This is a genomic window from Pseudomonas sp. DCB_AW (assembly GCF_026240895.1).
Taxonomy (GTDB): Bacteria; Pseudomonadota; Gammaproteobacteria; order Pseudomonadales; family Pseudomonadaceae; genus Aquipseudomonas; species Aquipseudomonas kermanshahensis.
On the sequence record NZ_JAPFCE010000010.1, the window covers coordinates 124,625 to 138,149 of the forward strand.

At 63.7% G+C, this 13,525-nt stretch carries 13 protein-coding genes; 8 read left to right on the forward strand and 5 right to left on the reverse strand.

Features of this window, described 5'->3' with window-relative positions; genetic code table 11:
• Positions 1 to 84: 84 nt before the first annotated feature.
• A complete protein-coding gene (locus tag OO306_RS09285; protein WP_265968455.1) occupies positions 85 to 972 on the reverse strand; it encodes an acyl-CoA dehydrogenase in 888 nt (295 codons plus the stop codon).
• A gap of 149 nt (positions 973 to 1,121) precedes the next feature.
• On the opposite strand from OO306_RS09285, the gene olsB reads away from it, so the two are divergent.
• Both olsB and OO306_RS09295 read left to right on the forward strand, forming a co-directional pair.
• Entirely contained in the window at positions 1,122 to 1,877 is a 756-nt protein-coding gene (gene olsB / locus OO306_RS09290; protein ID WP_027594060.1) for an L-ornithine N(alpha)-acyltransferase, read from the forward strand.
• A complete protein-coding gene (locus OO306_RS09295) occupies positions 1,877 to 2,665 on the forward strand; it encodes a 1-acyl-sn-glycerol-3-phosphate acyltransferase (protein ID WP_265968456.1) in 789 nt (262 codons plus the stop codon). The genes olsB and OO306_RS09295 overlap by 1 nt, the downstream gene beginning before the upstream one ends.
• A 74-nt stretch (positions 2,666 to 2,739) precedes the next feature.
• Here the strand turns inward: OO306_RS09295 and OO306_RS09300 are convergent, their stop codons facing one another.
• A complete protein-coding gene (locus OO306_RS09300; protein ID WP_186677676.1) occupies positions 2,740 to 3,321 on the reverse strand; it encodes an ACP phosphodiesterase in 582 nt (193 codons plus the stop codon).
• 150 nt (positions 3,322 to 3,471) lie between these two features.
• Between OO306_RS09300 and OO306_RS09305 the strand changes: the two genes are divergently transcribed.
• Positions 3,472 to 3,774 (forward strand): helix-turn-helix transcriptional regulator, encoded by a 303-nt coding sequence (locus OO306_RS09305; protein WP_099430348.1) that lies wholly within the window; start codon positions 3,472 to 3,474, stop codon positions 3,772 to 3,774.
• A gap of 12 nt (positions 3,775 to 3,786) precedes the next feature.
• Positions 3,787 to 4,836, forward strand: coding sequence for an alkene reductase (locus tag OO306_RS09310; RefSeq protein ID WP_099430349.1), 1,050 nt, complete (start codon positions 3,787 to 3,789; stop codon positions 4,834 to 4,836).
• A 114-nt stretch (positions 4,837 to 4,950) separates the two neighbouring features.
• Here OO306_RS09310 and OO306_RS09315 read toward each other — a convergent pair whose 3' ends face one another.
• The 3 genes from OO306_RS09315 to OO306_RS09325 all read right to left on the reverse strand — a co-directional run bounded on the left by OO306_RS09315 (position 4,951) and on the right by OO306_RS09325 (position 7,804).
• A complete protein-coding gene (locus OO306_RS09315) occupies positions 4,951 to 5,775 on the reverse strand; it encodes an ATPase (RefSeq protein WP_265968458.1) in 825 nt (274 codons plus the stop codon).
• Between the two features lie 87 nt (positions 5,776 to 5,862).
• Positions 5,863 to 6,858: an NAD(P)-dependent oxidoreductase gene (locus OO306_RS09320; protein ID WP_085273625.1), complete on the reverse strand. Its 996-nt coding sequence runs from the start codon at positions 6,856 to 6,858 to the stop codon at positions 5,863 to 5,865.
• Positions 6,859 to 6,907: 49 nt separating this feature from the next.
• A complete protein-coding gene (locus OO306_RS09325) occupies positions 6,908 to 7,804 on the reverse strand; it encodes a LysR family transcriptional regulator ArgP (protein ID WP_172960427.1) in 897 nt (298 codons plus the stop codon).
• Between the two features lie 97 nt (positions 7,805 to 7,901).
• Between OO306_RS09325 and OO306_RS09330 the strand changes: the two genes are divergently transcribed.
• The 4 genes from OO306_RS09330 (at position 7,902) to OO306_RS09345 (ending at position 13,322) form a co-directional block, all read left to right on the forward strand.
• Entirely contained in the window at positions 7,902 to 8,501 is a 600-nt protein-coding gene (locus OO306_RS09330; RefSeq protein WP_027594052.1) for a LysE/ArgO family amino acid transporter, read from the forward strand.
• Between the two features lie 424 nt (positions 8,502 to 8,925).
• The gene (locus OO306_RS09335) at positions 8,926 to 9,522 is read left to right on the forward strand and encodes a superoxide dismutase (protein ID WP_027594051.1); all 597 of its coding nucleotides are present in this window, start codon (positions 8,926 to 8,928) and stop codon (positions 9,520 to 9,522) included.
• Positions 9,523 to 9,788: 266 nt separating this feature from the next.
• A complete protein-coding gene (locus OO306_RS09340) occupies positions 9,789 to 11,840 on the forward strand; it encodes a bifunctional diguanylate cyclase/phosphodiesterase (RefSeq protein ID WP_027594050.1) in 2,052 nt (683 codons plus the stop codon).
• Between the two features lie 147 nt (positions 11,841 to 11,987).
• Positions 11,988 to 13,322 (forward strand): imelysin family protein, encoded by a 1,335-nt coding sequence (locus OO306_RS09345; RefSeq protein WP_265968460.1) that lies wholly within the window; start codon positions 11,988 to 11,990, stop codon positions 13,320 to 13,322.
• The last annotated feature ends 203 nt before the right edge of the window (positions 13,323 to 13,525 follow it).

Genomic DNA, 13,525 nt, shown 5'->3' on the forward strand with positions numbered 1-13,525 from the left:
GCGCCGCCTGTAGGAGCTGGCTTGCCGGCGATGGGCCGCAAAGCGGCCCCAACATTCAAATGTTCACCCAAGTCTGCCGGCCCTTTATGACAATCCTGCAGCCGCCCAGGCCTTGGCCAGGCGCTTCTCCCGCGCTGCTGCAGCCAGCGCCATCACCCCTTGATCACGCTGCCACAATTGCGCCCACTGCTTGGGCCCAGCCAGCAACGCCTCATCAATATCAGCGCGCAGCGCCTGAAACTGCGCAAACAACCCCGCCAGCAACAAATGGCAACCCACACTGTCCGCACACTGACGGCTGCCTTCCGCACACCCGGCCAACACACTGAGCAGGCGCAAGCGCAACGCCTGCGGCCACGCACACTCCTGGCCGACGCCATACAGCCAGGCCGTCAAACCAGTAAGTACGTACAAGTCTTCGAGCGAACGAAACGGTTTGACGTAGGCATCCCAACCATCTCCGGCCAGCAATTCGCACGCCGCCTGCTCCAGGTGCAACCGGCCATGGCCGACTTCGGGCATCAGCGGCAAGGTCGGCAACGCCTCCAACGTCACCCCCGGTTCGCCCGGGTACACCACCGCCAGGTTCAAGCGTGGTGCCTCGCCTGCCGCTTCACTGCGCGCCGCCACCAGCAACCATTCCGCCTCAAGCCCGGCGGTGACGAAATCCTTGCTGCCGGTCAGGCGCAACCCGTCGACACGCGTACGCATGTCCGCCGGTCGCACGCTGCGCCGCTCGGTGGCGCACAGGGCGCCGAGGCTGGCCGGCGCGCTGGGCCAGAGCACGCGCAAGGCGGCCTGGTAACCGACGAGAAAGGCCAGGCCCGGCGTGGCCATCGCGCGCCCGCCGAGCACCGCCAGTTCGAACGGGGCAACCTGGCCAAGGCGCTCAAGCAGCGCGGCGTAGGTTTCGCCCAGGGTGCCGGCCAAAGGTTGGCGCAGCGGGTCGTTGAGTCGTTGTAGCCAGGCCATCGGACGCAGCTCCTTGCGGGGGTTGAGGGCGGGTGTCACGCAAGCATCACCAAAGATTCACAGGGGTGACACCCCGTCTACCTAGGCTGACTTTGCACAACAAAGCCGACCGGCCGCAACCCTTCATGGCTGGCTTATGGAGACTCGTAATGACTCGGATCGCTCACACCGGCGACAACAGCACTGAACGCCGTCTGCAAGCCGAACGCCTGGTCGGCGCCACGGCCCTGCAGGAAGCCCAGGCCTTGCGCTACAAAGTGTTCAGCGCAGAATTCAAGGCCAAGCTCAAGGGTGCCGAACACGGTCTGGACATGGATGACTATGACCCGCACTGCCGCCACATCGGCGTGCGCGACCTGAGCACCGGCGAACTGGTCGCCACCACCCGGCTGCTCGACCACCAGGCTGCCAGCAGCCTTGGCCGTTTCTACAGCGAAGAAGAGTTCAGCCTGCACGGCCTGTTGCAATTGCAAGGGCCGATTCTTGAACTGGGCCGCACCTGCGTGGCCGCCGAATACCGCAACGGCGGCACCATCGCCGTGCTCTGGGGCGAGTTGGCCGAAGTGCTCAACGAAGGGCGCTACAGCTACCTGATGGGGTGCGCCAGCATCCCCATGCAGGATGGTGGCGTGCAGGCCCATGCGGTCATGCAGCGCCTGCGCGAACGCTACCTGTGCAACGAGCACCTGCGCGCCGAGCCTAAAAACCCGCTGCCGAAGCTGGCCCTGCCAAACAATGTCATCGCCGAAATGCCACCGCTGCTCAAGGCCTACATGCGCCTGGGTGCGAAGATTTGCGGCGAACCCTGCTGGGATGAGGACTTCCAGGTCGCCGACGTGTTCATCCTGCTCAAGCGCGACGACCTCTGCCCACGCTACGCCCGCCACTTCAAGGCGGCGGTCTGATGCCGAAGCTGCGGGTACTCGCCCGCCTGACACGGCTGATGCTGGTGCTGCTGCTCGGTCTGCTGATGGCCAGCGTGATCGCCCTTGGCGAACGCGTAGGCTTGACGGCTTCGATCGAGCGCCGGCAACGCTGGAGCTGCTGGTTCATGAAACGCCTGGTCGCAGCCTTGCCCTTTGAGGTCAGGGTGTTAGGCGAACTGCCCAAACAGCCGATGCTGTGGGTCAGCAACCACGTCTCCTGGGCCGACATCCCGCTGCTCGGCATGCTGCTTCCGCTGTCGTTCCTGTCCAAAGCCGAGGTGCGCCACTGGCCTGTGGCCGGGTGGCTGGCAGAAAAGGCCGGCACGCTGTTCATCCGGCGCGGCGGTGGCGACAGCCAACGGCTGCGGGAGCAGATCAGCGCGCAACTGAGCGACGCCCGGCCGCTGTTGATCTTCCCCGAAGGCACCACCACCGATGGGCGCCACGTGCGCACGTTCCACGGTCGTTTGCTGGCAGGTGCCATCGACCAGGCGGTGCCGGTGCAGCCGGTGGCCATCCAATATCTGCGCAATGGCGAGGCTGACCCGATTGCGCCATTCATTGGCGATGATGATTTGGTGTCGCACCTGATGCGGCTGTTTGCCCAGCCGCGTGGCGAGGTGCGCATTCATCTGTTGCAGCCGATTGCCAGTGTTGGCAAGGAGCGTGCGGTGCTGGCATTGCAGGCGCAACAGGCCATTCATGGGGCGCTGTTTGGGGTTGAAGAGGCAACTGTGGTGCCACGGCGGCAGGCTCGCGCTGCCTGAACTTTGATTCTGCCTGCTCTGGCCTCTTCGCGGGCAAGTCGGACCGCGAAGAGGCCAGAGCAGGCAGCAGAAGATTAACCAGACACCCGCCCCGCCGCCGCAAACGCCTGCAACTGCGGATAAAACTCGCGAAAGTCCGCCATCAACGGCTCATACAACCGCTCCAACTCAGGCATCACGCCAGCCATCCCCTCCGGCCGCGACAACCGCCGCGCAATGCCGTTGAACACCTGCTCCAGCGTCGCAAAATCGCCATACGCCCCCAGCCAGTCATCGGCCGCCATGAACGGTGCAATGCGCGCCAGGCGCCCGGGCAACTCAGGCTCCGCCAGCAGCACCCGATAGAAATCACCGGTGAACTGCGCCAACGGCTGCTGGGCATAGTCAGCCCAATGCCGCGCCAGGCAATGATCGAAAAACACATCCAGGACAATGCCGGCAAACCGCCGCCGCTGCACAGGGAACCGCGCCAGCGCGGCCAGCACCAGCGGATGACGGTCGGTGTAGCTGTCGATATGCCGGTGCAGCCGGATAGCGGCTTCCAGCGCCGGAGGAAAGCGCCCTTCCAGCGAGCCCTTGACGAAATCGCCATACAGGCTGCCGAGCAGTTGCTGCGGCGCGGGGCCGCCGAGGTGCAAGTGTGCGAGGTAGTTCATGGCGTCAGTCTAGCACCGCCAACGCCTATATCGTCATAACGCGATATAGCGATTGGTGCTCAACTCAGAACCTCTTCATATTTGTATATCGCGAAATACCGATTTACAGTCCCCTATCGCAATCGACCGCTTCACCATGAGCCACACCCCATGCCCCTCGATCTAGACGACATAATAAAAGCCCTGGCCCACCCGGTCCGGCGAGAAATCCTCGACTGGCTGAAGGACCCGGCAACGCAGTTTCCTGACCAGCACCACAGCACCGAACACGGTGTCTGTGCCGGGCAGATCGACCAACGCTGCGGCCTGTCGCAGTCGACCGTTTCTGCTCACCTGGCCATCTTGCAGCGCGCCGGCCTGATCAGCAGCCAGAAGATCGGCCAATGGCACTTCTTCAAACGCAATGAGGAGACCATTCAGGCCTTCCTCGAACAGTTGAGCCAAGCGCTCTGAAAAGGAAACCGCATGACTACGCTCTTCGACCCGATCACGCTGGGCGACCTGCAACTGCCCAACCGCATCATCATGGCCCCGCTGACCCGCTGCCGCGCCGATGAAGGCCGGGTGCCCAACGCACTGATGGCCGAGTACTACGTGCAACGCGCCAGCGCCGGGCTGATCCTCAGCGAGGCGACGTCGGTCACGGCGATGGGGGTCGGCTACCCAGACACCCCAGGCATCTGGAACGACGAACAGGTGCGTGGCTGGAACAATGTCACCAAGGCCGTGCATGGCGCCGGCGGGCGCATCTTCCTGCAACTGTGGCATGTGGGCCGCATTTCCCACCCCAGCTACCTGAACGGCGAACTGCCGGTGGCCCCCAGCGCGATCCAGCCCAAGGGCCACGTCAGCCTGGTGCGCCCGCTCAGCGACTACCCGACCCCGCGGGCGCTGGAAACCGAAGAGATCGTCGACATCGTCGAGGCCTACCGCAGCGGCGCGGAAAACGCCAAGGCCGCAGGTTTCGATGGTGTGGAAATCCACGGTGCCAATGGCTACCTGCTCGACCAGTTCCTGCAAAGCAGCACCAACCAGCGCACCGACCGTTACGGTGGCTCGCTGGAAAACCGCGCACGCTTGCTGCTGGAAGTCACTGACGCCGCCATTGAAGTGTGGGGGGCCAACCGCGTAGGCGTGCACCTGGCGCCGCGTGCCGATTCACACGACATGGGCGACGCTGACCGTGCCGAAACCTTCACCTACGTGGCACGCGAACTGGGCAAGCGCGGCATCGCCTTCATCTGCTCGCGGGAGAAGGAAGCCGACGACAGCATCGGCACGCTGATCAAAGAGGCCTTCGGTGGCCCGTACATCGTCAACGAGCGCTTCACCAAGGCCACTGCCAATGCCGCGCTGGCCACTGGCAAGGCGGATGCCGTGGCGTTCGGTGTGCCGTTCATTGCCAACCCGGACCTGCCAGCGCGCCTGGCGGCGGATGCGCCCTTGAACCAGGCGCACCCGGAAACCTTCTATAGCAAGGGGCCGGTGGGGTATATCGACTACCCACGGATGTGATCGGGTAGGCGCGGCCTTGTGCTTAAAGAGGCCGGTGCAGGCTTGCACGTAACGGTCATGCCTACACTGGCCTCTTCGCAGCACAAGGCTGCGCCTACAGGGCACGCGGGGTCTTCAGGGGCGCGCTTTGATCTGCTGCTGCAGGTTCTGGATCTGGCTCTGCAGCGTGTTGATGCTGCGGGTGGTCTGCCCGCGGAACGCATCGAACTCCTGCACCGAGGCACCGCCCGGCGCCGCCGCCGGGCGATTGTCGACCTGGCTCTTCAACACCAGCATGTCCTGCTCCAGGCTCTGGATCGCCGCGCTCGGGTTACCCTGCTTTTTCAGCGCTGCCACTTCGTCGCTCAGGTTCTTGAGCTGCCCGTCGAGCTTGCCGCCATCGACCTGGGCTGACTTCAGCGCCGCCAGCTCGCCATTCACGGCCTTCAATTGCGCCTGCAACTGGGTCTGCAGTTCGGTCACGGCTTTCTGCTGTTCGCGGGTATCGGCCAGCACCTGCTCCAGGCGCTTGCCCAGGTCACCGGCCTGCCCCGCTACACCCTGCTGCTGCTTGCCCTGCTCGGCCAGGCTGGCCTGCAGTTGGCGGATCTGCAGCTTCAGCGCCTCACTGCCCGTGCTGGTCGTCGACTCGCTGGCATCGACCTTGCCGCTGATGGCCTGCAGGCGCCCCGCCGCTTCTTCGCTGATGCGCGCAAAGCTTTCCTGGGTGGCCACCAGTTGCTGCTCCATCAGCGAGATCTGCTGAAAGCTCCACCAGCCAAGGCCGGCCAAGGCAATGAACGAGGCCACCAGCAGCGCCCACAGCGGGCCTGTGCTGGCCGGCCTTGCGGCCTTCTGGCGGCTGCGCGAAACGTGCGCTGGCAACAGCTCGTCATCATCAGGGGTACCGGCACGCAGGGCTGGCACATCATCGAAATCGTCGTGGGCATCGTTGCGCATGGATTAATTCAACCGCGGTAGTAGCAAAGAGACATGAGTATAAGCCGCTCGTGCGGCGCACTGATGACCATCATCCCTGCGCCAGGTTCACTGGCCAAGTGGCTGATGCTTCCACCAACCGCAGAATTCATCCAGGGCCGTCCACAGGCTGACCTTGGGCTGGTAGTCCAGGTACTGCCGTGCGCGGCTGATGTCCAGGGTGAAATCGCGGCTCATCACCTGCATGCCCATGCGCGACAAGGTGGGCTGCGGCCGCCCCGGCCAGAGCATGCACGCCGCTTCGTTGAGCGCCGCCAGGCTGTAGGCCAGGCCGTAGGAGCGGTACCGGGTCACTTGCGGCAATTGCATCTGGCGCATCACGTAGTTGACCACATCCCACAGTGGCAACGGGTGGCCATTGCTGATGTTGTAGGCTTGGCCCAGGGCGCGGTCGTCGGCGAACAGGGCACTGAGCAACGCCTCGTTGAGGTTGTGCACGCTGGTGAAGTCGACCTTGTTCAGGCCGTTGCCGATGATCGCCACGCGGCCCTTGCGTTGCATCTGCATCAGCCGCGGGAAAATACTGGCATCGCCAGCCCCAGTGACGAAGCGCGGGCGCAGCGCCAGCACTTCCAGGCCGAACTCCTGGGCACCGAACACCTTCTGCTCGGCCAGGTGCTTGGTCAGCGCATAGTGATCGTGAAAGCGGCGCGGCACCTGGTCCTCACGGATGTCCAGGCGCGAACGACCATTGAAGTAGATCGACGGCGACGACAGATGCACCAGGCGTCGCACATGCTCCTTCAGGCAACCCTCGACCACGTTTTCGGTGACCACCACGTTGCCCTGGTGAAAATCCTGGTAGCGCCCCCAGTTGCCCACCGCGCCTGCGCAGTGCACCACCGCTTCAACGCCCTGGCACAGGCGCCGGGCCAGCTCGGCATCGCCCAGGTCGCCGGGGATGAACTGCGCGCCGCGCTTGACCAGGTGCTCGACACCTTCGGCACGTCGGCCGCTGACCCGCACGTCCAGGCCCTGCTCCAGGGCAACGCGCGCAAAGCGCCCGCCGATGAAGCCGCTCGCGCCGGTGACCAGAATTCGCATGTAAGACTCCGCCTTGCCAGATTTCAGATGCAACTGACGCCGGCCGTGGCTACAAGGGCACCAGCCATTGCCGTGCCGTGTGCCGCAGGTGATCGGTCAGTTGCGCGAGCAGTTGCCCGCCATTGCGCCAATGATGCCAGTACAACGGCACATCGATGGGAGTATCGGCGCATATTTCCACCAATTGCCCGCTGGACAGCTGCTCGCGCGCCTGCAATTCAGGCACCAGCCCCCAGCCCAACCCCGCCTCGGTCATGCGCAGGAACCCTTCGGACGAAGGGCACAAGTGGTGCAGGAAACCGTCCTCGATGCCCAGCGATGCCAGGTAGCGGTGTTGCAGGAAGTCGTCCGGGCCGTACACGATCGCGGGCGTGCGTGCCAAGCGCTTGACCTCGAACCCACGGGGGAAATGCCGCGCCATGAACACCGGGCTGGCCAGTGCTCGGTAGCGCATCGCGCCCAGCGGCAGGCTGCGCGCGCCAGCCACTGGCCGCTCGCTGCCACACAGGCAGGCCGCCACTTCACCGGCACGCATGCGTTTAAGGCCAACTTCCTGGTCCTCCACCACCAGGTCGGTGAGCACGTTCTGTTCGGCACAGAACCGGCCGACCGCGCCCGCCCACCAAGTGGCCAGGCTGTCGGCGTTAAGGGCAATCCGCAAACGCTCCGGCATGCCCTCCTCGTCCAGCGCAGGCACCTGGCGTTGCAGGTCGCGCTCTAGCAGACGCACCTGCTGCACATGGTTGAGCAGCTGGCGCCCGACCTCGGTGGGGCTCGGTGGCGTGGCCCGCACCAACACCGGCTGGCCAACCCGTGCTTCGAGCAGCTTGATGCGCTGGGAAATGGCCGATTGCGACAGCCCCAGCACCTGCGCCGCACGCTCGAAGCCGCCTTGCTCGATCACCGCCGCAAGGGCGGCCAGCAGCTTGTAGTCGAACATCGATATTCCTAATGCCTGATCAGCTTTATTTGTTTTTCTTATACAGCGCCAATCACCACAATAGCCAGCATCGTTTATGGCTCATTTTCTGGAGTACACCGCCATGTGGCAAAGCTATCTGAACGGCATGCTGGTGGCCTTCGGCCTGATCATGGCCATCGGCGCGCAGAACGCCTTCGTCCTCGCGCAAAGCCTGCGCCGCGAGCACCACCTGCCGGTGGCGGCCCTGTGCATCGTCTGCGACGCCCTGCTGGTCGCTGCCGGGGTGTTCGGCCTGGCCACGGTACTGGCGCACAACCCGACCCTGCTGGCCATCGCCCGTTGGGGCGGCGCGGTGTTCCTGCTCTGGTACGGCGCCAAGGCGCTGCGCAGCGCCTGCTCCAAGCAGAGCCTGCAGCACCAGCAAGGCCAGGGCATGCGTTCGCGCCGCGCGGTGTTGCTCAGTGCGCTGGCGGTGACCCTGCTCAACCCCCATGTGTACCTCGACACCGTGCTGCTGATCGGCTCGCTCGGTGCCCAGCAGACAGTGCCCGGGGCCTATGTGGCGGGGGCGGCCAGTGCTTCGCTGCTGTGGTTCTCGACCTTGGCGATCGGTGCGGCCTGGCTGGCACCGTGGCTGGCGCGGCCAGCGACCTGGCGGATGCTCGACCTGATGGTGGCGGTGATGATGTTCGCGGTGGCGGCGCAGCTGATTTTTAGCTGAATGCGCAAGTGCTTGGCACGGCAGTTTCAGCGCCTGGGAGATCGAGCGCCGCCCGCGCGGCGCTTCGCAGCACAAGGCTGCTCCTACATTTTTTCGGGCCAATTATTGCTGGGGCTAACGCGCGCAAATGCCACAGGCCTCACTGGACCGAAACAAATGTGGGAGCAGCCTTGTGCTGCGAAGCGCCGCGCGGGCGGCGCTCGATCTCACAGGCGATACAAACGCCGCGGCAAACACCACTGGTCGGCACCGGCCAACCGCTCTGGAACCTCTATTCCCTATCTTTGTTGCGTGGTTATGCGCCGGGCCCGGTGCTATGATCCAGCCCTCGCGTCGCAAAGAGTACAAACTCGCCGACGTTGATCGGGCCGCCCGTGATCGGCCTTGCGCAAACCGCAAATAGACCTGAATCAGGAGATCCACCATGGCTTTTGAATTGCCGCCGCTGCCGTACGCCCACGATGCCCTGCAGCCGCACATCTCCAAGGAAACCCTGGAGTATCACCACGACAAGCACCACAACACCTATGTCGTGAACCTGAACAACCTGGTCCCAGGCACCGAATTCGAAGGCAAGACCCTGGAAGAGATCGTCAAGACCTCTTCGGGCGGTATCTTCAACAACGCCGCTCAAGTCTGGAACCACACCTTCTACTGGAACTGCCTGGCGCCTAACGCCGGTGGTCAACCGACCGGTGCCCTGGCCGAAGCCATCAACGCCGCTTTCGGTTCCTTCGACAAGTTCAAGGAAGAGTTCACCAAAACTTCCGTCGGCACCTTCGGCTCCGGCTGGGGCTGGCTGGTGAAGAAAGCTGACGGTTCCCTGGCCCTGGCCAGCACCATCGGCGCCGGCAACCCGCTGACCAATGGCGACACCCCGCTGCTGACCTGCGACGTCTGGGAACACGCCTACTACATCGACTACCGCAACGTGCGTCCGAAGTATGTCGAGGCGTTCTGGAACCTGGTCAACTGGGCCTTCGTTGCCGAACAGTTCGAAGGCAAGACCTTCAAGGCCTGATGCATATCCAGCCTTGAACGAAGAACCCGGCCTTGGTGCCGGGTTTTTTTATGGGCCTGTAACAGCCTCTTGCTCAGCACGGATTGCACGCTAACATCAAACCTCTGGAAACTTGATACAGCGCACTCAAGTTGCAGGGCCAGGCGACCGATATACTGCCCAGGACAACCCCGCTTCTCGCGCTGTGTCCGTGGCACACCGGCCGATAGTGTATTGGTTTCATTGATGGCAAAATGATGCCATGCGCATGGATTAAGGAAACCCCATTGAAGCTGGAATTGCGGAACAGCTTGTCGGTCAAGTTGCTCAGGGTCGTGCTGCTGTCGGCGCTCGCAGTGGGCGTCGTGCTCAGTTGTGCGCAAATCGTCTACGACACCTACAAGACCCGCCAGGCTGTCGACAACGATGCCCAGCGCATCCTCGACATGTTCCGTGACCCCTCTACCCAGGCGGTGTACAGCCTTGACCGGGAGATGGGCATGCAGGTGATGGAAGGCCTGTTCCAGGACGAATCAGTGCGCATGGCGTCCATCGGCCACCCCAATGAAACCATGCTGGCCGAAAAGTCCCGCCCGCTGCAGGACATGTCCATGCGCTGGCTGACCGACCTGATCCTCGGCCAGGAACGCACCTACACCACCCAACTGGTCGGCCGCGGCCCCTACAGCGAATACTACGGCGACCTGAGCATCACCCTCGACACCTCGTCGTACGGCGAAGATTTTTTGATCAACGCGGTGATCATCTTCATCTCCGGCGTGCTACGCGCCCTGGCCATGGGCCTGGTGTTGTACTTGGTCTACCACTGGCTGCTGACCAAGCCACTGTCGAAAATCATCGAGCACCTTACCCAGATCAACCCCGATCGCCCCAGCCAGCACCAGATCCCGCTGCTCAAGGGCCACGAAAAAAACGAACTGGGGCTGTGGGTGAACACGGCCAACCAGCTGCTCGCCTCCATCGAGCGCAATACGCACCTGCGCCACGAGGCCGAGAACAGCCTGCAACGCATGGCCCAGTACGACTTCCTCACCGGCCTGCCCAACCGCCAGCAACTGCAGCAACAGCTGGACAAGATCCTTGTCGACGGCGGCCGCCTGCAGCATCGCGTCGCAGTGCTGTGCGTGGGCCTGGACGATTTCAAAGGCATCAACGAGCAGTTCAGCTACCAGGTCGGTGACCAGTTGCTGCTGGCCCTGGCCGACCGCCTGCGCGCCCACAGTGGCCGCCTGGGGGCGCTGGCGCGCTTGGGTGGCGACCAGTTCGCCCTGGTTCAGGCCAACATCGAGCAGCCCTATGAGGCTGCCGAGCTGGCCCAGAGCATCCTCGATGACCTGGAGGTGCCCTTCGACCTCGACCATCAGCAGATCCGCCTGCGTGCCACCATCGGCATCACCCTGTTCCCCGAAGACGGCGACAGCACCGAGAAGCTGCTGCAAAAAGCCGAACAGACCATGACCCTGGCCAAGGCCCGCTCACGCAACCGTTACCAGTTCTACATCGCCAGCGTCGACAGTGAGATGCGCCGCCGCCGCGAGCTGGAAAAAGACCTGCGCGAAGCCCTGCCGCGCAATCAGCTCTACCTGGTGTATCAGCCGCAGATCAGCTACCGCGACCACCGCGTGGTTGGCGTCGAGGCCCTGCTGCGCTGGCAACACCCGGAGCTGGGCATGGTCCCGCCCGATCAGTTCATCCCGCTGGCCGAGCAGAACGGCAACATCATCACCATCGGCGAATGGGTACTCGACCAGGCCTGCCGGCAGCTGCGCGAATGGCACGACCTGGGCTTCAGCGACCTGCGCATGGCGGTCAACCTGTCGACCGTGCAGTTGCACCACAGCGAACTGCCACGCGTGGTCAACAACCTGCTGCAGGCCTACCGCCTGCCGCCGCGCAGCCTGGAGCTGGAAGTGACCGAGACCGGCCTGATGGAAGACATCAGCACCGCCGCCCAGCACCTGCTCAGCCTGCGCCGCTCCGGGGCACTGATCGCCATTGATGACTTCGGTACCGGCTACTCGTCGCTCAGCTACCTGAAGTCGTTGCCGCTGGACAAGATCAAGATCGACAAGAGCTTCGTCCAGGACCTGCTCGACGACGATGACGACGCCACCATCGTGCGCGCCATCATCCAGCTGGGCAAAAGCCTGGGCATGCAGGTTATCGCTGAAGGCGTGGAAACCGCCGAGCAGGAGACCTACATCATCGCCCAGGGTTGCCATGAGGGTCAGGGCTACCACTACAGCAAGCCACTGTCAGCCCGCGAGCTGACCAGTTACCTCAAGCAGGCACAGCGCAATCAGGTGTCCATGCTGTAGCCCTGACGGCCCCGGTTACAGGCCGTGACGGGCATTTACATGAATTGCGCGCTCGCCTCTTTACAGCAAATGCAAATCTTTCGCATGATGTTGCGGTTTCGCGTGCCATGGCGCACGGTCCAACCACACGACGCAGGGAAACCAACAATGATTCGAATGCCTCTGGCCTCCGCCAGTCTGCTGGCCATCGCCATCGCGCTCGCCGGATGTGGCGAAAAGGATGACAAGGCCGCTGCTCCGCAAGCGCAAGCGCCTGCTGCCGCCAGCACCACCGCCGCCGCGCCTGGGGCTGTCGATGAAGCGGCCGGCAAGGCCGTGGTCCAGCATTACGCCGACATGGTCTACGCCGTTTACAGCGACTCGCTGAGCACCGCCAAGGCCCTGCAGACGGCAGTCGACGCGTTCCTGGCCAAGCCCAACGACGAAACCCTGAAAGCCGCCAAGGACGCCTGGGCCGCCTCGCGCGTACCTTACCTGCAGAGCGAAGCCTTCCGCTTTGGCAACACCATCATCGACGACTGGGAAGGTCAAGTTAACGCCTGGCCCCTGGACGAAGGCCTGATCGACTACGTCGACAAGAGCTACGAGCACGCCCTGGGCAACCCGGCGGCCAGCGCCAACATCATCGCCAACACCGAGATCCAGGTCGGCGAAGAGAAGGTCGACGTCAAGGACATCACCCCAGAGAAGCTGGCCAGCCTGAACGAGCTGGGCGGCTCCGAAGCCAACGTCGCCACCGGCTACCACGCCATCGAATTCCTGCTCTGGGGCCAGGACCTGAACGGCACCGGCCCAGGCGCTGGCAACCGCCCTGCTTCCGACTACCTGGAAGGCAACGGTGCTACTGGCGGCCACAACGACCGCCGTCGTGCCTACCTGAAGGCGGCCACCGACCTGCTGGTCAAGGACCTCGAAGAGATGGTTGGCAACTGGGCACCGAACGTTGCCGACAACTACCGCGCCACCCTGGAAGCCGAACCGGTCAACGACGGCCTGCGCAAGATGCTGTTCGGCATGGGCAGCCTGTCGCTGGGCGAACTGGCGGGCGAGCGCATGAAGGTCTCGCTGGAAGCCAACTCGCCTGAAGACGAGCAAGACTGCTTCAGCGACAACACCCACTACTCGCACTTCTACGACGCCAAGGGTATCCGCAACGTCTACCTGGGCGAGTACACCCGCCCGGATGGCACCAAGCTGACCGGCCCGAGCCTGTCGTCGCTGGTGGCCAAGGTCGACCCGGCTACCGACGCCACCCTGAAGGCCGACCTGGAAGCCACCGAAGCGAAGATCCAGGTGATCGTCGACCACGCCCTGAAAGGCGAGCACTACGACCAACTGATCGCTGCCGACAACGCCGCTGGCAACCAAGTCGTGCGTGACGCCATCGCCTCGCTGGTCAAGCAGACCGGCGCGATCGAACAGGCTGCAGGCAAGCTGGGCATTGCCAACCTGAACCCGGACACTGCGGATCACGAGTTCTGATTCGGCTGTAGCGGTTCTGGAAAAGGCGACCTTCGGGTCGCCTTTTTCGTTTAGTGCTGACTGTGCCGGCCTCTTCGCGGGTAAACCCGCTCCCACCAGGACGGTTCGATTACCTCACCATCACCCGGGATCAGTTCACCCGCGATCACCTTGACCACATCGCCCTTGCGCAGCGCGGTCGCGGCAACCGTTTCGAAAGCGCC